This window comes from bacterium (genome assembly GCA_035308905.1).
In the GTDB taxonomy this organism is placed as follows: Bacteria; Sysuimicrobiota; Sysuimicrobiia; order Sysuimicrobiales; family Segetimicrobiaceae; genus DASSJF01.
Genome location: DATGFS010000022.1, coordinates 1 through 19,272 on the forward strand (window position 1 = coordinate 1; position 19,272 = coordinate 19,272).

22 protein-coding genes and 2 tRNA genes are annotated in these 19,272 nt (G+C 69.7%); 5 read left to right on the top strand and 19 right to left on the bottom strand.

Annotation, left to right across the window (positions count from 1 at the left end):
• Positions 1–263: 263 nt before the first annotated feature.
• A tRNA-Ala gene (locus tag VKT83_05350) sits at positions 264–338 on the bottom strand.
• 104 nt (positions 339–442) lie between these two features.
• The gene (locus VKT83_05355; protein ID HLY21876.1) at positions 443–1,795 is read right to left on the bottom strand and encodes a S41 family peptidase; all 1,353 of its coding nucleotides are present in this window, start codon (positions 1,793–1,795) and stop codon (positions 443–445) included.
• Between the two features lie 134 nt (positions 1,796–1,929).
• Here VKT83_05355 and VKT83_05360 point away from each other — a divergent pair, with 134 nt between their 5' ends.
• A complete protein-coding gene (locus VKT83_05360; protein ID HLY21877.1) occupies positions 1,930–3,090 on the top strand; it encodes an MFS transporter in 1,161 nt (386 codons plus the stop codon).
• Here the strand turns inward: VKT83_05360 and VKT83_05365 are convergent.
• From VKT83_05365 to VKT83_05380, 4 genes are read right to left on the bottom strand one after another with little or no spacing between them, the layout of a single operon-like run.
• The gene (locus VKT83_05365) at positions 3,044–3,529 is read right to left on the bottom strand and encodes a MarR family transcriptional regulator (protein HLY21878.1); all 486 of its coding nucleotides are present in this window, start codon (positions 3,527–3,529) and stop codon (positions 3,044–3,046) included. The two genes, VKT83_05360 and VKT83_05365, sit on opposite strands and share 47 nt — an antisense overlap.
• Positions 3,522–3,830: an antibiotic biosynthesis monooxygenase gene (locus VKT83_05370; GenBank protein HLY21879.1), complete on the bottom strand. Its 309-nt coding sequence runs from the start codon at positions 3,828–3,830 to the stop codon at positions 3,522–3,524. Before VKT83_05370 ends, VKT83_05365 begins: the two co-directional genes overlap by 8 nt.
• A complete protein-coding gene (locus VKT83_05375) occupies positions 3,827–4,114 on the bottom strand; it encodes a YciI-like protein (protein HLY21880.1) in 288 nt (95 codons plus the stop codon). Before VKT83_05375 ends, VKT83_05370 begins: the two co-directional genes overlap by 4 nt.
• Before the next feature lie 5 nt (positions 4,115–4,119).
• Positions 4,120–4,869: an alanyl-tRNA editing protein gene (locus tag VKT83_05380; GenBank protein HLY21881.1), complete on the bottom strand. Its 750-nt coding sequence runs from the start codon at positions 4,867–4,869 to the stop codon at positions 4,120–4,122.
• A 169-nt stretch (positions 4,870–5,038) separates the two neighbouring features.
• Here VKT83_05380 and VKT83_05385 point away from each other — a divergent pair, with 169 nt between their 5' ends.
• Entirely contained in the window at positions 5,039–5,560 is a 522-nt protein-coding gene (locus VKT83_05385; protein HLY21882.1) for a hypothetical protein, read from the top strand.
• Between the two features lie 28 nt (positions 5,561–5,588).
• Here VKT83_05385 and VKT83_05390 read toward each other — a convergent pair.
• From VKT83_05390 to VKT83_05425, 8 genes are all read right to left on the bottom strand, one after another.
• Positions 5,589–5,676 (bottom strand) — tRNA-Ser (locus VKT83_05390).
• A 62-nt stretch (positions 5,677–5,738) separates the two neighbouring features.
• Positions 5,739–6,299 (bottom strand): phosphatase PAP2 family protein, encoded by a 561-nt coding sequence (locus VKT83_05395; protein ID HLY21883.1) that lies wholly within the window; start codon positions 6,297–6,299, stop codon positions 5,739–5,741.
• 82 nt (positions 6,300–6,381) lie between these two features.
• Positions 6,382–7,044, bottom strand: coding sequence for a hypothetical protein (locus tag VKT83_05400; GenBank protein HLY21884.1), 663 nt, complete (start codon positions 7,042–7,044; stop codon positions 6,382–6,384).
• A gap of 10 nt (positions 7,045–7,054) precedes the next feature.
• Entirely contained in the window at positions 7,055–7,624 is a 570-nt protein-coding gene (locus VKT83_05405; GenBank protein ID HLY21885.1) for a hypothetical protein, read from the bottom strand.
• A gap of 107 nt (positions 7,625–7,731) precedes the next feature.
• The gene (locus VKT83_05410; protein HLY21886.1) at positions 7,732–8,616 is read right to left on the bottom strand and encodes an ABC transporter permease; all 885 of its coding nucleotides are present in this window, start codon (positions 8,614–8,616) and stop codon (positions 7,732–7,734) included.
• The gene (locus tag VKT83_05415; GenBank protein HLY21887.1) at positions 8,609–9,532 is read right to left on the bottom strand and encodes an ABC transporter permease; all 924 of its coding nucleotides are present in this window, start codon (positions 9,530–9,532) and stop codon (positions 8,609–8,611) included. The genes VKT83_05410 and VKT83_05415 overlap by 8 nt, the downstream gene beginning before the upstream one ends.
• Before the next feature lie 71 nt (positions 9,533–9,603).
• Positions 9,604–11,163 carry a glutathione ABC transporter substrate-binding protein gene (locus VKT83_05420; protein ID HLY21888.1) on the bottom strand — a complete coding sequence of 520 codons (1,560 nt, stop codon included), beginning with the start codon at positions 11,161–11,163 and terminating at the stop codon, positions 9,604–9,606.
• Between the two features lie 88 nt (positions 11,164–11,251).
• Complete coding sequence (locus VKT83_05425) at positions 11,252–12,217, bottom strand: threonine/serine dehydratase (GenBank protein ID HLY21889.1); 966 nt, start codon at positions 12,215–12,217, stop codon at positions 11,252–11,254.
• Between the two features lie 81 nt (positions 12,218–12,298).
• On the opposite strand from VKT83_05425, the gene VKT83_05430 reads away from it, so the two are divergent.
• Together VKT83_05430 and VKT83_05435 are read left to right on the top strand one after the other, a co-directional pair.
• A complete protein-coding gene (locus VKT83_05430) occupies positions 12,299–13,336 on the top strand; it encodes an alpha/beta hydrolase (GenBank protein ID HLY21890.1) in 1,038 nt (345 codons plus the stop codon).
• 22 nt (positions 13,337–13,358) lie between these two features.
• Complete coding sequence (locus VKT83_05435) at positions 13,359–13,682, top strand: NIPSNAP family protein (GenBank protein ID HLY21891.1); 324 nt, start codon at positions 13,359–13,361, stop codon at positions 13,680–13,682.
• Between the two features lie 25 nt (positions 13,683–13,707).
• Here VKT83_05435 and VKT83_05440 read toward each other — a convergent pair whose 3' ends face one another.
• From VKT83_05440 to VKT83_05450, 3 genes are all read right to left on the bottom strand, one after another.
• Complete coding sequence (locus VKT83_05440) at positions 13,708–14,571, bottom strand: carbohydrate ABC transporter permease (GenBank protein HLY21892.1); 864 nt, start codon at positions 14,569–14,571, stop codon at positions 13,708–13,710.
• Positions 14,568–15,383, bottom strand: a complete 816-nt coding sequence (locus VKT83_05445; protein HLY21893.1) for a sugar ABC transporter permease — start codon at positions 15,381–15,383, stop codon at positions 14,568–14,570. The genes VKT83_05440 and VKT83_05445 overlap by 4 nt, the downstream gene beginning before the upstream one ends.
• 125 nt (positions 15,384–15,508) lie before the next feature.
• A complete protein-coding gene (locus tag VKT83_05450) occupies positions 15,509–16,771 on the bottom strand; it encodes an extracellular solute-binding protein (GenBank protein HLY21894.1) in 1,263 nt (420 codons plus the stop codon).
• A gap of 112 nt (positions 16,772–16,883) precedes the next feature.
• Here VKT83_05450 and VKT83_05455 point away from each other — a divergent pair, with 112 nt between their 5' ends.
• The gene (locus tag VKT83_05455) at positions 16,884–17,840 is read left to right on the top strand and encodes an asparagine synthase-related protein (GenBank protein ID HLY21895.1); all 957 of its coding nucleotides are present in this window, start codon (positions 16,884–16,886) and stop codon (positions 17,838–17,840) included.
• Positions 17,841–17,855: 15 nt separating this feature from the next.
• Here the strand turns inward: VKT83_05455 and VKT83_05460 are convergent, their stop codons facing one another.
• Together VKT83_05460 and VKT83_05465 are read right to left on the bottom strand one after the other, a co-directional pair.
• Positions 17,856–18,611: an ABC transporter permease gene (locus VKT83_05460; protein ID HLY21896.1), complete on the bottom strand. Its 756-nt coding sequence runs from the start codon at positions 18,609–18,611 to the stop codon at positions 17,856–17,858.
• Complete coding sequence (locus VKT83_05465) at positions 18,608–19,225, bottom strand: ABC transporter ATP-binding protein (protein HLY21897.1); 618 nt, start codon at positions 19,223–19,225, stop codon at positions 18,608–18,610. Before VKT83_05465 ends, VKT83_05460 begins: the two co-directional genes overlap by 4 nt.
• Positions 19,226–19,272 lie beyond the last annotated feature (47 nt).

The following is a 19,272-nucleotide window of genomic DNA, read 5'->3' on the forward strand; positions in this document are numbered from 1 at the left end:
AGTGCCAGTGGAATATGCATGCCGTTCATCGGGCGCAGGCCGACGCAAGCAAGCGTGACCACGAGGAATCCACCGGCCACCACCAGGTGATCGTCTATCCGGTGACCGAAGGCGATCCTACCGGGGAGCGTCACGTCGACGGCAATCCGCCATAGGACCGTCGCCGCGTCCAAGGCGGCGGTATCCGGGATGACGGCGGCCAGACGATCCAGTCAGTACCGGTAAACCTCGATAATGCTCGCAAACCATTGGTATTCAAGGGCTGGTGGAGACGGCGAGGTTCGAACTCGCGACCCCCTGCTTGCAAAGCAGGTGCTCTCCCACTGAGCTACGTCCCCACGCGTGTTCTATTCTAGCATGCGCGGAATCACGTCTGCGGCCAGGCGTTCCATCTGCGCGGCTTCATCGAACAAAGCGCATGCCTGTCCTCCGGCTCAGCTGATTACGCAGCGATCGCGCGGTCTACGGCCGGCCGCACCGCGCCGAGCAGCGAGAGCGCCACGCCGAGCTGGACATCGTCGCCGCGCAGCATGTCCTCGACCGCCATCGAGACCGTGCGGTCCGGCGCGATGCCGATTCCCTCGATTTCTTCGTCGCGCGGTCCCGTCAGCGCCCGCGTCGTGATCATGATGCCGCCTTCGGGAAGCGCGAAGTCGCGCGCGCCGCCGAACGCGCCCGCCGTCGCCTCACCCACGACGAGCGCCCGATTCGCGTCTCGAAGCCCGATGGTGAGGATCTCCGCCCCGGACGCCGAGCCGTGGTCGGTGAGCACCACGAGCGGTGTGTCCCGGAACGGCGTTTCGCCGCTGGCCGCGAACGCCCCTGAACCCGCGCTCGAGCGCGTCCGCGCGAGTACGGTCCCGGCCGGTACGAAGAGCCCGGCCACCCACTCGGTCTCGACCACAAGCCCGCCTGGATTCCCTCGAAGATCGATCACGATCGCGCGAATGCCACCGGGATCGCCGAACGCCTGCATGGCGCGCCGGGCTTCGACCGCCGCGCCGCGGGTGAATCCCCAGATCCGAACGTAGGCGACGCCGGGACGAACCATCTCGACCTCGACCGCGGGCGTCTGGATCACCGCGCGCGTCACCGGGATCTCAAGCGTTTCCCCGCGCCGCCGGATTTTCAGCACGACCGCCGAACCGGCCGGTCCGCGCAGCCGGGAGACCACGTCGATGGCGGAGCCGCCGCGAAATCCCACGGCGTCGGCGGCGAGGATCTGGTCGAACAACCTGACGCCCGCGGCCGCCGCGGGAGACCCCGGCACCACCGCAACGACGAACGGCCCATCGGCGCCCGCGGGGAACGTGGTCCGGATCCCGATCCCAGCGTACCCCGGCCGGCCGGCAAGATTGTCCTTGAACTCCGTGTACTGGTCGGGGGTCATGAACCGGACGTGACTGTCGTGGACCGACTGCAGCATCGCCCGCGTGACCGCGTAGGCGAACTCGGGCTCGCGCGCCGACGATGCGCTCTCGGCGCGCTCGAACTCGACGGTGAACTCCCGGACCGCCTCATCTTCCGCCATCCCGGGCGGGAGATCCGGAAGCGCCCCGGCGCCGAGCCCCGCGCGTGCCCGCAGCGAGGCGACCGCGGCGTTCAGCAGCGCGATGGGATCGAGGGCCCGGAAGTACTCGCGCTCCGCGATACGCAAAGCCGCCACGACGAGCGAGGCGTCCGCGGCCGCGGCGCGCGACGGCGCCGCCGAGATGGCCGCCAGCGCGAGCGCGACCGCGAGCCACAGCGCGGTGACGCGGCGCAGTGCGATCCGCCCGCCGGATCCGGGAATCATGTCCGGCGATGTTCGCGTTGCGGGCGCCTCCTCCTCCGCTCCTTCGAGGAGTCGGCGGCCCGGCGTCCAACCTGTGCGTCGTGCCACTGCCGTCCGGGCCCGACGCCACGCGAGCCGCCGTTCCGTCTGAGACCGTGGTCTCGCGCACGTCGAGCTTAAGACTCGGCTTGTTCGGCGCCGCCGGCCTGTTGAACGCGATCTCGTGGCAGGTGGTCGTGCCGGTCCTCCCGCTGCATCTTGCGCGCATCGGCTACAGCGCGGCCGCGATCGGGTTTCTCGCGAGTCTGCTCAGCCTCGCGATGGGCGTCATCGAGCTCGAAGTCGGCCGGATCGCCGCCGTGCTGGGGCGGCGGCGCACGCTTATCGGCGGCCTGGCCCTCCACGCGCTGGCGCTCTTGGGGGCCGCCGAGGCGCGCACAACGGGGACGATCGCGCTCGCGCTCGCCGGGGTCGGCACCGCCCGCGGCGCGGTGTGGACGCCACTCATGGCCGGGGTCGCCGAAGACGCCACCGCGCAGACGCGAGGCCGGACGTTCGGCATCTTCTGGACTGTGACGTCGCTCGGGTTTCTCCTCGGACCGGCCCTCGGAGGGCTCGTCGCCTCACTGTACGGCGACCGCGCGGCATTCTATCTCGGAACGGTGCTGACTCTTGCCGCCGTGCCGGTGGTGTTGCCGATCACGAGCCCCGGCCGGCCGGCGGTCGCGGAACCGCGGGTGCACGCCCGGGAGGTCCTGCGCGAACCGGTGGTCGTACGCCTGTGCGTCGCGAACCACCTGCATTACGCCGTGTCCGCGATCTGGTCGACCTTTCTTCCCCTCTATGCCGCGGCGCAGGGCCAATCGGTTCTCGTCATCGGCGCGGTGTTCGCCGTCCAGGGCCTGACCTACGCGCTCTGTCAGATCCCTACCGGCCGGCTCACGGACCGGATCGGTCCCGAGCGGTTGATCGTACCCGCCGTCCTCGGCCGCGCCGCGGCCTCCCTGCTCGTCCCGCTGCTCCACACGCCGGGTGCGTTCTTTGTCGTGGGCGCGCTGTACGGCCTCATCGGCGGCGTCGTCCCCGTCACCTTCACGACGCTGATCGCCCGCGTCACGACGCGGGAGCACTATACGAGCGCGATGGGCGTCTACAATAGCTCGGGCGACCTCGGGTTCTTCGTCGGACCGCTCCTCGGCGGCGCGGCGGCGTTCTTCGGCATCGCCGCGCCGTTCCTGCTGTGCGCGCCGCTCGGGGCGGCGGCCTGGCTCAGCGCGGAGAGCGCCGTCCGGGCGGTTCGAGCGCGAGAGGGCTGACCGGCCCGTCCAGCAAGGCCTCGATCGTGCGCATCGCCCCGACGAGGCGCGTCTGCGCGCGCGGCGGCAGACGGCGAAGCATCGCCGCGATCTCGTCGTGCGAACGCACGTCGAGCGGCGCGAAGGCGTCCCGGCCGCGCGGGGTGAGGACGAGCAGCCGCTGCCGGCGGTCGGCCCGGGACGGAATGCGGCGGAGCAGACCGCGCGCCGCGAAGCCGCTCAAGATGCGGCTCAGGTATCCCGGATCGAGATCCAGGTCGCGCCCAAGATCGGACGCGGTGGGGCGGCGGCTCCGCGCGATCTCGTACAGGACGCGCGCCTGCGTCAGCGAGAAGTGACTTCCGAGGTAATCCTTGCGCAGCAGCCCGATCCGCCGCGTGTAGAATCGGTTGAACGCCCGCACGGCGTCGACGCGCGCCCCCAGGGCGCGATCAGGCATCCTCGACCACGACCTCGTAGTGTTTGACCCGCGCGTCGTACCGGGTCAGCACCGCCGCGGCCTCGGGCTCGACGACCGCCGCGTCGGGATCGGCGCCGGCGAACGCGCGCACCGCGTCGAGCGACCGCCACCGGGTCACGACGATGAGATCAGTCTCGCCGTCCGCGTCCCGGCGGAGCAGCGTGGCGCCGGTGTAGCCGTCGAGCGCGCGCAGCTGCGGCAGCACGCGGCCGCGCAAATGCTCGGCGTAGGCCGGCGCCCGGGCCGGCGTCGTCCGCGCGGTCCAGACCCTCGCGATCACGGGGTACCGCCGCCCACGACAACGGCCCACGGCTGGACCTCCCACCGCCGCACGAGGCCCTCGCGCACGTACGGATCGGCCTGCGCGAACGCTTCGGCCGCGCTGCGGTCGGCGCTCCGGAAGACCAGCAGCGCGCGGGCCGGTGGGTCGCCGAGCGCGCCGGCCAGAATCAACTCGCCGCGCGCGTTCGCCGCGCGCGCGAGGCGGAGGTGCGCCTCCCGGTGCGGGGTGCGGCGGGCCGCGAAGTTGTCGACGACCTCGTACAGCAGGACGTAGTGCCCCATCACCCTCACCCGCCCTGGGCCTGCTGGCGCGAGCCAAAGCGCGCCGGATCGGCCGTCAACTGGATCTCGAGACGCCGGTTGGCCTTGCCTTTGTTCTCCGTCTTGACGATGCGGAGGACGCCGACCTCCCCGGTCCGCGCGACGTGGGTGCCGCCGTCGGCCTGGGCGTCGTACCCTTCGATCTCGATCACGCGGATGCGGTCGACGTCTTTCGGCACGAGGTCCCGGGCGAGCCGGACGAGATCCGACCGCGCGAACTCCTCGTGGGTCACAAACCGCACGACGATCGGCCGGTCCTCCGCGAGCACCCGGTTGGTCTCGCGCTCGATCTCGCCGACGCGATCCTTGTTGAGGTCCTCGAGCGAGAAGTCCATGCGGGCGCGGTCCGGGTAGATCGCGCCGCCGGTGACCTTGGCGTTGAACAGCCGGTAAACCGCGCCGACGAGCACGTGCAGCGCGGAATGGTAGCGCATGATCGCGTAGCGGCGGTCCCAGTCGAGCGCCGCGCCCACCGCGGTGCCGGGCGCGGGCGGGGGCCCGTCGAGCACATGCCACACCGCGTCGCCGTCCCGGCGCATCTCGACGACGCGCCGTTCGCCGCCCTCCCAGCGCAGCAGGCCCAGGTCGAACGGCTGGCCGCCCCCGCCGGGATAGAACACGGTGCGATCGAGCGCCACCGCCCCTTCGCCGGCGGACTGGACCACGGCGTCGGCTTCGCGGAGATAACTGTCCTGAAGGTACAACAGCTCCGTCATGGCGCCATCGTGGCAGAGATAGTTGACCTAGTCAAGTATCTGCCCCGGCCCGGCGGACGAGGGGGCCGGCCGCGCATGACGATGGGGAACGCGGCGCCCGGCGGCGAATCGAGAGGGCGCCCGGATGCGGCCGCCGGGGACCAATGCCGCGACGACGAAGGGACGCACCATGAAGATCCGGATACGCTACACGCGGCTCGCGCTCATCGCGCTGGTCGTCGCGCTGTCGGCGGCCGGCCGGGCCGCGGCGCAGGCGCCCGCGGCGCCGTTCCCGGACGTACCCCCGTGGCATTGGACCTATCAAGGCCTCGTACGTGACGCGCAGGCCGGACTGCTTGTCGGCTATCCCACCGCGGTCCCCGAGCTCATCGAGAACACGCTCATCCAGCTCTACGACGGGTTCGTCCATTCGCGCGCCCCGGAGGCCCGGACGTGGATCGAGCGCTTCACCTACAACCGGCCGGCCTCGTGGCCGCAGCCGCTTGAGCGCTCGTCCCTCGCGCGGTTCTCCCTCACCGGCGTGACATCGACGGTCGGGGCGGACGCCGCGACCGCCACGTTCCGCGCGCAGGTCACGATGCGCAGCGGGGAGACCGCGACCACGCCGATGCGGGTGGCCCTGCGCCTGATCGATGGAGACTGGAAGGTCGACTACGCGGCGCTCGCGGGGGGAAGCGCCCTCTTCCGGTAAAGCGCGGTACCGGCACGCCGTGCCGGCTTGGCGGAGGGAGGGAGATTCGAACTCCCGAGGGGTCGCCCCCTAGCGGTTTTCAAGACCGCCGCAATCGTCCACTCTGCCATCCCTCCGGTGCCCAGTATAGCATCGGCGGTGCGCGGTGGCCCGGGCTCGTCCGCCCGGCGCGGCGCTCTCAGCCCAACCGGAGCCGGCGCGCGAGTACAATCAGAGCATCCGCGACCGGAAGCAACAGGCGCCGGGCGCCGGTGACCGCCGCGGCGCACAGCGCGCCGACCGCCATGCCGCCGGCGATGTCCGACGGGTAGTGAATTCCAACGGCTACGCGGGCGAGTCCGATAACGGCCGCGCCGATCAGCGCGGCCACACCCCACGCCGCTCCGCCCCCCAGGATGAGCGCGACGCCGATGGCGGCGGTCACGGCCGCGTGATCGCTCGGAAACGACACGTCGTGCGGGCGCGGCACGAGCAAGTGCGCGGGCAGCACACTGAACGGCCGCGGCCGTGGGTACGCGATGTTCAGGGCCGCGTTGATGCCCAACGAGAGCACGGCCGCGAACACCGCGAGGAGCAGGAGCCGCCGGCGGTCGGCGGTCCGCGCCGTGCGCACCCACAGCCACAGCAGCAGAACGGCGTAGAGCAGGATCCCGTCCTCCGCAATGGCGACGGCGATCCGGCCGAGAACCGGCAGGCGCGCGGGCAGAGCGTTGAGCGTGGTGAAAAGCGCGATATCCACGGTTCCCCCGGATCAGCTTGGAGAACGGCGAAAGGACCGGACTACGCCGGTCCCTCCGCCCTTGCTCGACGACCGCGGCCCGCTACGGCGCTCCGGATTTGTGCTGGTTGCCTGGAGTCGCGCCGGCGGGAATCCCGCCCGACGAGCCGCCGGTGCCGGGCGCGGCGCCGCCCGAGCCGGCCGTCCCGCTTTTCCAGATGATATTGCCCGAGTCGTCGGACACATCGACGATGGCCGTGCCGCCCGTCGTCCATCCGGCGTAGACGCGGTTTTTGCCGCGCTCGTCGTTGAGCGTCAGCTGCGGTGTGCGCAACTGCACGCCGAAGCCGAAGTACGTGCGCATCGTTCCCGTGGGATCGGAAAGGACGAGTTGGGCATCCCCGTGTTCGACATTAAATCCCACGCTGACCCGCGGGCGCTCCGTCTCGTCCGCCAGATAGAACAGCGGTGAAGCCGGCTGGGTCCCAAAACCGAAGCGCAGCCGAGCCTTGCCCGCGTCGTCGTTCATCCAGATCCCGGGTCGGTTGTTCGTATCGCTGGACAGGACGATCCGCTGCCGGTTGTTCTGATCGACGAGCACGAGCGCGCGGGTCGACAACGACGTGGCCTGCGACTGCGCCTGTCGCGCGCCTCCCCAGAGGACCGCGGCGATCACCGCGGCGGCGAACCCCGCCAACCACATCATGCGGGCCCCGCGTTCGAACCGGGCGAGATCTCGCTGCAACGCCTCGAGTTCTTTCTCCATGGGCCTCTCCCTACGGCGCCGACCAGACCGTCTTGCCGGACTCGTCGCTCACCAGGACTACCGGTTTCTCGGCGGTGCTCCAGCCGAGGTAGATGCGGTCGGTTCCTTTTTCGTCGGCGAGATCCAGCTGCGGTGTGGGCGCGCCGCTGGCCGCGAACCCGAGGAAGCCGCGCTGCTTGCCGTTTTCGTCGAGCAGCACAAACTGAGGCGTGTTGCGTTCGATGCTGAATCCCATGCTGAGCCGCAGCCGGCCCGCTTCGTCGTTGAGTCCGATCAGCGGACGGCCGACTTCCTTGCCGAAGCCGATGAACATCCGGTCTTTGCCGGCGTCGTCCCGCAGCCAGATCGCGGGACGGCTGTTGGTGTCGAACGACAGGATGATCCGGTCCCGGCCGTTCTGATCCTGGACGGCGATCCGCCGCGCGACCAGCGCGGAGGATTGGGACTGCGCCTGCTGCGCGCCCACCCACAGCACGGCGATCACGATCACCGCCACGAGCCAGCTCAACGACGTGACGCGGAGCCTGCGTTCCGCGCGCGCCAACCGCGCCCGCATCGCTTCCATATCCTCGGGTCTCACGTTGCTGCCTCCTCTGGTCCGTCGATTGACGGCGCCCGAATATCCAAATACGGGCCGCCGGCGCGGCGGCCCTGCCGGGGACGCAGAGTCGTTCGGGTAGTCGCGCGTCAGTCCCGCAGGCGCGGGTCGAGCGCGTCGCGGATGCCGTCGCCGAGCAGATTGAAGCCGAGGACGGCGGCCGAGATCGTGAGGCCGGGCGCGAGCACGAGCTGCGGCGCCACGCCCAGGAAGTCTCGCGCGGTCGCCAGCATCGCGCCCCACTCCGGCGTCGGCGGCTGCACCCCGAGCCCGAGGAAGCTGAGTGACGAGGCGATCAGGATGGCGAAGCCGATACGCTGGCTCGCGTACACGATCGTCGTTGGGAGGGCCACAGGGAACAGGTGCCGGGCCATGATGCGGTGGTTCGGCGCGCCCAGGGCCCGCGCGGCCATCACGAACTCCTGGCCCATCGCCGAGAGCGCCGGGCCCCGCACGAGGCGCGCGAAGGTCGGAATGCTGTAGAGGCCGACGGCCAGGATGACGTTCCAGAGGCCCGGGCCCAGCGCCGCGGCGATCGCGATCGCCAGCAGGAACCCCGGGAAGGCCAGGATGATGTCCACGATGCGCATGGAGACATTGTCGAACTGCCGGCCGTAGAAGGCCGCCGCGATCCCCCAGGCCGATCCAAGGAGCGCGCCCAAGCACGTCGCGACGAGACCGATGCCGAGCGAATAGCGGGTGGCGGCGATCAGGCGGCTCAGGATGTCGCGTCCGAAATCGTCGGTCCCCAACAGGTGGACCGGCGACGGCGGCGTGAGCGTGTGGTTGTAGTCGACGGCCGTCGGAGGGTACGGCGCGACCCACGGGCCCCCGAGCATCGCGAGCAGAAACACCGCGGTAATCGCGCCCCCGGCGACCGCGGTCCGGCGCCGCATGAAGCGGCTCCACGACCGCGTGCGCGGCCGCCGCCGTGCCGCCGCCGCGGGGGCCGGGAGGACCGCGGCGTTACGCATAACTGACCCGCGGGTCGAGGGCCGCGTACACCAGATCGACGACGAGGTTGATCAAGAGAAACTGGAGCGCGAACAGCAGAATCTCCGCCGTGAGCACGGGATAGTCGCGAAACGAGATCGACTGGATCAGGAGCCACCCGAGGCCGGGAAACGTGAACACAGTCTCCACGATGATCGCGCCGCTCAGCACGAACCCGAACTGCAGCCCGACGACCGTGAGCACCGGGATCAGCGCGTTTCGGAGCGAGTGATGCGCAAGCACCCAGGGCTCCCGCACGCCCTTCGCGCGCGCGGTGCGCACGAAGTCCTCGCCGAGCACTTCGAGGAGACTGCTGCGCGTGAAGCGGGCGATCGCCGCAGCTCCGCCCAAGCCCAGCGTCACCGCGGGCAAGATGAGGCTCCGGAGGCCCGCCGTCGTCCCGCCGGTCGGGAACCAGTGCAGGTCCACGGCGAAGATGTAGATGAGGAGCAGTCCGAGGAAGAACGACGGCGTGCTGACGCCGAGGACCGACCCCACGGTGCTGGCGTAGTCACCGAGGGAGTTGCGCCGCACCGCCTGGAGGATCCCCACCCCCATGCCGAGCACGACGGCCAGCACTGTGCTGGCCAGCGAGAGGACAAGGGTGGGCTGAATGTAGTGGGATATGGTCGGCCCGACGGGTTCCCGCGTCCGGTACGAGCGGCCGAAGTCGCCGACGAGCGCGCCGCGCACGAAGATGACGTATCGCACCGGCCAGGGCCGGTCGAGCCCGAGGCGCGCGCGCATCGCCTGCACGTCCTCGAGCGTGGCGTCCGGCCCCGCCAGCAGGCGGGCGGGATCTCCCGGTAAGAACTGATTGAAAACGAACGCTCCGAGCGAGACGCCGAAGAGAAGCGGAATCATTTGCCAAAGACGCCGGCCGATATACCGCAGCACGGGCGCCGCTCGAGGGGGTGTGTTACCGCGGCATCCGGCCGAAACTGCTCACCGGATGCCGCGGCCCGATCCTACCGTCCCGCCATTTCTGCGCCGCGAAGATCCACAATCCCGTCGCCCAGCGTGAACATGCCTTTGACGTTTGTCCGCTGCGCCGACAGGATCTGCGTGTTCTGCAGCCAGATCCACGGGGCGTCGTTCCAGATGAGTCGGTCGGCCTCGGCGTAGTCCGCGGTGCGCTTGCGCTGATCGGCGGTCGCCAGCGCGGCCTGGATCAGCTCATCCACCTTCGGGTTCTTGTAGAATGCGAGGTTGAACAGCGCTGGCGGCCAGGACTCGCTGGCGAAGTTGGGCCGCAGCGCCCAGTCGGCGTCCCCGGTGGACGGCGACCAGCCGACGAGGACCATCTGAGCCTGGTTCTCCTTGAGGGGCTTGTACTGGAGCGCGCTGAGCGTCCCGACCTCCATCGGCGTGGTCTGCAACTGGATGCCGACCTGGGCGAGCTGCTGCTGCATGAAGTCACACATCCGGACCGACTCGGTCCGGTTGGTCGACCACAAGACGGTCTTGAAGCCGTTCGGGAAGCCGGCCTCGGACAAAAGGGCCTTGGCTTTCGCCACGTCGTACGGCCACCCGCCCTTCTGCGCCGGCCCCGGATAGCTGGCCACGCCCGGCGCCATCGGCGCCTCCATCGGACGCGCCGTCCCGGCCAGCACCGCCTTGATGAGCGCGTTCTTGTCGACGGCGTAGTTGAGGGCCTGGCGTACCTGCGGGATGTTGAGCGGCGCGTGCTGCGTGTTCATCGCGATGCCGCCGGCGAAGATACTCCAGCGCTTCGGCACCTCGACTCCCTGCGCGCGGGAGACGGCCTCGAGCTGCACGCCGGGGACCGGGTAGATGAATTGCGCCTCGCCGCTCAGGAGCAGCGCGACACGGCTTGCGTCCTCGGTGACGAACCGGACGACGAGCCGGTCCACCTTCGGCTCGCCGCTCTGCCAGAAGTTGGGGTTGCGCTCGAGCACGATCTGCTGGCCGGGCGTCCAGCTCACGAACCGGAACGGCCCCGAGCCGACCGGATGGCGCGCGATCGCGTCTTCGCCCTGCTTGATGAGTGCCGGGCTGAGGATCCGGCTGCTCGGGTGGGCGAAGTTGAACAGCATGGCGCCGAACGGCTGCTTCAGCGTGAACCGGACGGTGGTCGGGTTCACCGCGTCGATCGCCTGGATCATCTCGTAAAGGTTGTACTTCTTGAGCTTGTGCGCGGCGTCGCGCGCGCGGTCGAAGTTCAGCTTGACGGCCTCCGCGTCGAGCGGCGTGCCGTCCTGGAACTTGATGTTGGGACGCAGATGGAACGTAAAGACTTTCGCGTCGGGCGACGCCTCCCACGACGCCGCCAATTGCGGGATCGCCTTCATGTTTGAGTCGAATCCGAGCAGCCCGTCGTAGATTTCGCGTTCGACGCCCAGCGAGAGGTTGTCGTTGGAATCCTCGGGATCGAGGCTGATGGCGTCGGCGTACAGCCCCACGGTGACCGTGCGCGGCGCCTGCGCATCTGCCGGCAGCCGAGCCGGCGCGAGCGCCCAGGCCGCGGTGCAAAACACAACGACCAGGATCAGGACCCGCCTTGTCATACCGACCGCTCCCTCCCGATAAGAGGATGAACGGCCCCGTCCCCGTTGCAGGGGCGTGACCGGTAGGCCGAACCTACAACAATACCCGTCACAACACCTGCTGCAGGCGCGCCAAGTCCACGTTGCCGCCGCTCACCACGACCGCCGCCGCGCGGAGATCCGCCGGGAGGCTTACCCGGCGGGCGAGCAGAGCGGCGACCCCGGCCGCGCCGGCCGGCTCGGCCAGCAGCTTCGTATACTGCAGCACCGCGCGCACACCTTCGGCGAGCTCCTCTTCGGACACCAGGACGACCTCGTCCACCAGCGCGCGCACGTGCGCGAGGGTATGGTCCCCGGCGATCGGCGCCGTGAGCCCGTCGGCGATCGTCGCGATGCGCTCGAGGCGCACCGGACGCCCCGCCCGCAGGGCCTCCGTCACCGTCGGCGCGCCCTCGGGCTCGACGCCGATGACGCGGGCCGAGGGACGCGTCCGCTTGACCGCGGCCGCGATGCCGGAGATCAGCCCGCCGCCGCCGACCGGCACGATCACCAGGTCGACGTCGGGCAGATCCTCCAGGATTTCGAGCCCCACCGTACCCTGCCCCGCGATCACCAACGGATCGTCGTACGGGTGCACGAGCGTGAGCCCGCCCGACTCCCGCAGTTCGTGCATCTTTTCGAGCGCCTCGTGCACCGTGCCGTGCAACACGACCTCGGCGCCGTACCCGCGGCTCGCCGCGACTTTCGTCGGGCTGGCGCTCTCCGGCATCACGACGACGCACCGCAGCCCCTCGACGGCCGCCGCGTAGGCAAGCGCCTGCGCGTGGTTGCCGGCGGAGATCGTGATGAGGCCCCGCCGCTTCTCCTCCGGCGTGAGGCCGCGGAGCTTGTTGAGCACGCCCCGCGGCTTGAACGATCCCGTCTTCTGCAAGTTCTCGGCCTTCACGAAGAGCCGCGTCCCGGTCCGGCGGCCAAGCAGCGTCGCGGAAAACAGCGGGGTGCGGTGCACGCGGCCGGCGATGGCCTCGCGGGCGCGGCGCACGTCGTCGAAGGACACGAGGGAAGAGTCGGCCACGCGCACAGATACGGGTGCGTCGCGCCGGAGCCCTTGTTGCGGTGACAAGGAGTCTCCGCGGGCGCCGGGGTACCAGTCGGCGTGGTCCCCCCCGAGCGCATCGAACCGTCCCCGCCGCGCGAGCCCGTCAACCGCATCGCCGACCGGTGGTTCCCGGTCGAGGCGGACGGGGGGACGCTCCGCATGACGCTGTTCGCGACCGGGGATATGCTCGCGCCGCACCCGAGCGTGGCGCGGCTCGTCATCATGATCAACGGCACGCTCCGCAACGCCGACGTCTACTTCGACAGCACGATCGCCGCCGCGGCGGCCGCCGGCGCCGGGACCGACAGGACGTTGATCGCGGCGCCGCAGTTTCTTGCGACGCCGGATGCGGAGAAGTTCGCGCTCCGCGCCGACACCCCGTATTGGACGCCGGAGGGCTGGAAGATCGGAGACCGGTCCGTGCATCCGGAGCGCGGCCCGAGCTCGTACACGGTGATCGACGCGATGATCTCCGCGGCGTTGGACCGCGACCGGTTCCCGGCGCTGCGGGCGGTCGTCGTCGCGGGACACTCCGCGGGCGGGCAGTTCGTCCACCGGTACATCGCGTTCAACCGCGTCCACGCGGCGCTCCGCCGCGCGGGCATCGCAGTCCGGTACATCGTCTCGAACCCGTCCTCGTACCTCTACTTCGACGGGCGCCGGGTCGACGGCGACCGGGGCCTCGCCCTCTATCCCCGCGAGCAGTGCGAAGATTTCAACCGGTACCGGTACGGGCTCGAGCAGCCGAACGAGTACGGGGCCGCGGCGCTCGCCGCCTTCGGCGGCGGCGACGCGGCCGGCGCAATGGCCCGCGAGTACGGCCGGCGCGAGGTGGCCTACCTGCTCGGCGAAGCGGACGCGGACCCCAACAGCGACTCGCTCGACCGGTCGTGCGGTGCGATGGCGCAGGGCGCGACGCGCCTCGAGCGCGGCCGGCGCTACTTCCGCTACGTGCAGGCGCTCCTCGGCCCCGAGGCGCTCGCGACGCACTCGCTCCACGTCGTGCCCGGCGTCGGGCACGATCACCGGGCGATGTTCATGTCGCCCAGCGGCCTCGCCCTCCTATTCGGCGACGGCCGCGCCCACCCGCAGTAGATCCGATTCGGAGGTGAGTCCGATGGTGTACGAACTCCGCGTCTACCGCTGCATGCCGGGACGCAAGGCCGACGTGCTGGCGCGGTTCCGGGACCACACGATGCGCCTCTTCACGAAGCACGGGATCCACGTGGTCGGCTTCTGGGAGACCCTCGTCGGCGAACAGGAGGAACTCGTCTACATCACCCGCTTCGAGACGTGGGAGGAGCGTGAAAAGCGCTGGGGCGCCTTCCAGGGCGATCCGGAGTGGAAAGCCGCGCGCGACAAGAGCCACGAGCGCGGGGTGATCGTCAAGAGCATCAGGACCGCGCTGCTCCAGGCGACGGACTTCTCGCCCGCGGTGTGACCGGCGCCGCGACGCCGCGCAGGCGCTAGCCTTTGACCGCGCCCGCCGTGAGCCCCTTGATGAACTGCTGCGACATGAGCACGTACAGCAGCAGCACCGGGGCGGCCGACAGGGTCAGTCCCGCGAACAGCGCCGCCCAATTGGTGGCGTACTGGCCGAAGAACACGGTGAGGCCGAGGGGCAGCGTCTTCAGCCGTTCGTCGTGGATGAACACCAGTGGGAAGAAGAAGTCGTTCCAGATCGGGATGATGTTGTACACGGTGACGATCGCGAGCGCCGGGCGGGCGAGCGGCAGCAGCACGCGGAGGAGGATCGCGGCCTCGCCGGCCCCGTCGACGCGCGCGGCGTTGTCGAGGTCCTGGGGCAGCGCGCGGAAGAAGCCGGTCAGGATGAAAATCGCGCTCGGCAGCCCGGACGCGGCATAGACGAGCACCAGCGACGCGAGCGAGTCGAGCAACCGCAGATCCCGCATCATGACGAAGAGCGGGATGATCGCGAGACGGATCGGCACCATGATCCCGCTGAGAAAGAACAGATAGACGAGGTCGTTGCCGCGGAAGCGATAGCGTCCCAGCGCGTAGGCCGCGAGCGTGCCCGCCGCCAGAATCAGCGCCATCGAAACGACCGTCACGACGACGCTGTTGCGCATGTACAGCCCGAAGTGGGCCGCGCTCCACAACCGCGTGTAGTTGTCCCACCGCGTGACCGCGGGCAGCCCGAACGGCCGCTGGAAGATCTCACGCGTGGTCTTGAGCGACGAGAGGCCCATGAACACGAGCGGCAGCACCACGAGGAGCGCGTTCGCGCCCAGCAGCGCCTGGGTGAGCACGGCGCGAACCGGGTCACCCGGCCGGCCCGGCCGGCGCACCGCGGACGCCGGCGCGTTCACGCCTCGATCTCCCGCCGGCGCAGGTACACCGCGCCCAGCCCGCTCGTCACCAGAATCAGCGCGAACATCACCACCGCGATCGCGGATCCCAGTCCGACGTCGGGGTTGCCGGTATCCACCGCGCCGAACGCGGATCGGTAGAACAGCAGTCCCAACACGTCGGTGCTGTGGAACGGCTCGCCGGTCACGCCTTCCATCACGTAGGGCAGCTCGAACCAGTTGAAGGCCCCGATGAACGTCAGGATCACGATGATGTTGACCTGCGGCGCCAGCAGCGGCAGCACGATCCGCCGGAAGATCGTTCCCGGCCGCGCGCCGTCGAGGCGGGCGGCTTCGAGATAATCCTCGGGGACCGCCTGAATCCCGGCGAGGAACACGATCGTCGGGAACCCGACCCACCGCCACGCGTTGACCAGCACCAGCGCGACCAGCGCCGTATGCGGATCGCCGAGCCAGGGGCGCGCGAGCGCCCCCAGGCCGGCCAGCGCGAGCAGTTTGTCCACGGCGCCCCACACCGGGTTCAGGAATAGCTGCCAGAGAAACCCGACGACGACCAGCGACAGCACGACCGGCATGAAGAACACCGCGCGGTAGATCCGCACCCCCCACGCGCGGCCCGCGAGCAGGACGGCGAACAGCATCGCCGGCACGTTCTGCACGATCATCGTGAGCAGAAATGTCCACACGTTGTGCCAGAACGCGGACGTCATCCGCTCGCGGTAGGGGTATTGGGTGAACAGGCGATGGAAGTTGTCGAGCCCCGCGAAGCCCGCCCGTACGATGCCGTCCCACCGGCCGAAGGCGTAGGCCATCGCGGTCAGGACCGGATAGGCGACGAATGCGCTGAACAGGAGGAGCGCCGGCGCCAGGCACGCCGCGACCCACAGCGCGCGGACGGTCTTATATGGAAGGGCCGCCCGCGCGGGCCGCGCAGGGGTTACCGGCCGGCGAACGGCGGGAACCAGGTGCCGATGCCGCGGGTCACGTCCTCCCCCACCTGCTGCGGCGTCAACTTGCCCGCGAACATCCCCTGCAGATCGTTTTGAATCAGCTCGCTGCCGGTCGGGTTCTTCCACCGGAAGCCGACCAGCATGATATACGGCGTCGCGTGCCGCATCCAGATGACGACCTGCTTGAGCAGCGGGTCGCGCACCTCGACGCCCGGCACGGCCGACAGCTGCTTCAGCTGGTCGGTGAACGCCTGGCCCCACTCGCGGGTCGCGGTGAAACGGATGAACTTGATCGCCTCGGCCATGTGCGGCGTCTTGGCGTTGACCCCGTAGTTTCCGTCGTCGTAGCTGCTGACCCAGGGCGTGTCGCCGGCCTTCGCCACCGGACCGGGCATGACGCCGATGTTGAGCGACGAGTTCTGGCTCTGGAAGTAGCCGAGCTCCCAGATGCCGCCGATGAACATCGCGGCCTGCTCGTTAATGAACAGCTGCTGCATGTCCGTGTAGGCAACGCCCATGTAGCCGGACGAGAGGTACGGCCGCAGGTCTTCCATCTTGGCGAGCGCCCCGGTGAACTGCGGGCTGCGAAACGTGGTCTGTCCGTGCGTCACGGCCTCGTAGAAGTTCGTGCCGCCGTAGAAATTGGGCGCGACGACGCCCATCGCGATCTCGAGCGTCCAGCCTTCCTTGGCGCCGTTGGCCACCGGCGTGATGCCCTTGTCCTTGAGCATCCGCAGGGCGGACAGGAACTGGTCCCACGTCCACGTCGCCGCCGGCTGGACGCCCGCCCGCGCCAGCAGCTTCTTGTTGTAGAAGATCACGAGCGTCTGCACCGCGAACGGCACCCCGTACACCTTGTGGTCCGCCTGGCCGCGCGCCCCGTCCAGCCACTGCCGGGAGAACGTCTTGAGCTCCGGGACCTTGTCCTCGAGCGGGACGAGAAATTCCGGTCGCGCGAACGGCTGCAGCGCGCCGTACGCGCGCAGGTGCACGATGTCGGGGCCTTTGCCGGCCTGCATCGCGGCCGAGAGCACCGTGTTGTATTCGGTGGGCTTGTAGGTCTGGAACTCGATCGAGACGCCGGGGTTCTGCGCCTCGAACTTCTTGATCATGCCCTCGTAGAACGCCCGGTCGTCGCCGCGCCAGCTCCAGAACGTCATCGCGGCTCTGCCCTGCCCGCCGACCGCCGCCGGCCACACACCGGCCAGCAGCACGGCGACGATCACCGCGGTCCAGATTCGCGTACGCATGTCGCCACCCCCGAATGACATCGCTCGTGCTGTTTCTTGCGGCCCGGCGGCTCTCCTCCGTCGTCGGCCGCATCGGGATGACAACCGGCGGGGAATCGGCTAGGCTGGGGACGTGAAAGCCCGGTTGATCGAGGAGATCCGAGAGACCACTGCCGGCGCGCCGGTCGTGGTCGCGTTCAGCGGCGGGCTCGACAGTACCGTCGTCGCGGCCCTCGCGCGGGACGCGCTCGGGCCCGACCAGGTCCTGCTCGTCACCGTCAACATGGGACCGTACGCGTACGCCCGCGGCAACGAGATCGTCCTGGAAGTCGCGGAGTCGCTCGGCCTCCGCCAGCGGTGCCTGCTCGGGCAGTACAAACAGCACCGGGTCCAGGCGGCCGGGCCGGCGTGCAACCGCTGCACCCGCGAGATCAAGCTCGGCATGGTCAAGGCCGTGTCCGGCGGCCGGCTTGTCCTCACCGGCGCGAACCGCAGCGACACGTGGGGCCAGCTCGGCCTCAGGGTCTGCAACGGATACTACGCGCCGCTCCTCGATCTCGACAAGCCCGAGATCCGCGCGCTCGCCGACCTGATGGGCGTCCGCCCGCCGCGCATCGGTGAAAACCCCGGGCGCGAGGGCTGCAAACTGAAGCACCTGCTCAAGCCGCTCGTCTCACCCGAGTATCACGGCCAGGCGGTGGCGCGGGCCAACGAGGTGGTGCTGCGCGTGCTGCGGGAGGCCGGGGTCGCCGCCGATCTCGCGAACGTGAAGATCATCGGCCCGCTCGGCCGCAACATCGGCCTCGTCAACGTGCGTCCCCTGCCGCCCGCCGCGGCGCGGGAGCGGCTGCGAGCGGAGCTCGAGGCGCTGCCCGAACTCGACGAGGTGCACATCGTCGACACGCCGATGACCCTGCTCGCGAAGGCGAGCCCCGCGATCCTCAACGACGAGCACGCCCGCTACTGGATCGAGCACGGCCGGCTGGCCCCGGACTTCGCGGCGGCGATCAAAGTAGAATGGCAGCCGACGACCAACCGGCGCCTCGGCACGTTTCATATCGTGGGGTTCCGGCCGGGGATCGCCGCCTAAGGCCCGACCCGCCGGTCACCCGTAGGCGCGCTCCGTTCGGGTCCGGTACCAAAACGCGGCCAGCACCAGCACGCCAAAGCCCGCCGCCCATCCCAACCCCGCCCAGAACTGCCACCACGCCGCGCGGTTCGTGAGCGCCCCCGCGACGACCATCTGCATCGGCAGGTAGGACGGAAAGAATTCGACCACCTGATGGTTCGCGGCCGCGCTGCCGATCGGGTTTTGCATGAACGTGTCGACGATGCTCAGCATGATGATGAAGAAGAGGCCTTCGAGATCTCCCGCCAGCACGACCCCGACCAGCATTCCGATCGCGACGTAGGCCGCCACGGCGACGAACGACCCCGCCGCGACGAGCGCGAAGTGCCGCGGCGGGAAGAACAGCGCCAGCATCCCGGTCGCGTACGCCGCGACGGCGAGCGATGCCAGGCCCAGCGCGAGGAGGCGCCCCAGCACCAGAGCCGCGCGCGAGTGGCCGCACAAGACCAACCGCTGGTCCACGGCCTCGGACTGCCGCATGACGGTCAGGCCGACGAACCCCATGATGAGCGTCGTCGCGTTCAGCATGCCGGTCAGCAGGCCGAGGCGCTCCTGGCTGGTGATGACGATGATGCCGAAGGCGCGCAGCTTGAACTGGATCGTGCCCGCCGACAGCGCGGCGATGATGCCGTACCACGCCGGCAGGTAGCAGAGGAGGAGCGCGATCGCGAAGCGATTGTGCTTCTGCTCGACGAGGCTGAGCCGGAAGGTGGTGCCGAATTGGGCGATCACGCCGTGAGTTCCGCTTCCAGCACGCCGTCCCGGAGCCGTAGGACGCGGTCGAACCGCGCGAGATCGTAAAACAGGTGCGAGATGATGACGATCGTTTGACCGGCGCGCCGCGATTCTTCGGCCAGCGTCCAGAACCGCTGATAGGTCTCCCAGTCGAATCCCTGGTAGGGCTCGTCGAGCAGCAGCACCGTCGGGGCGTGCATCAGGGCGAGCACCAGGTTGAGCTTCTGGCGGGTCCCGCCGCTCAGGTCCCGCACCAGCGCATGCCGGTACTGATCGAACGCCAGGCGCCTCATCAGCGCCTCTGCCGGCCCGGGATCGGGCATCCGGTAGGCGGCCGCGAACCACTCGAGATTCTGCGCCACCGTCAGCGCGGCGTGAGTTTGCGGCTCTTGCGGACAATAGCCGAGCCGTCCATGAATCTCCACCCGGCCGCTCGTCGCCGGCAGGAGGCCCGCCACGATCCGCATGAGCGTCGTCTTGCCGGCGCCGTTCTCCCCGACGATGCCGATCATCTCACCGGGATAGGCGCAAAACGAGACACCGCGGAGGACCTGACGGCGGCCGAACGCCCGCGCGACGTTCGTGGCCGCCAGCGACGGAGACGCATTCACGATACGACAGGTTCCCGCGCATCGGAGCGAGTCCTCCGCGAAGGGCG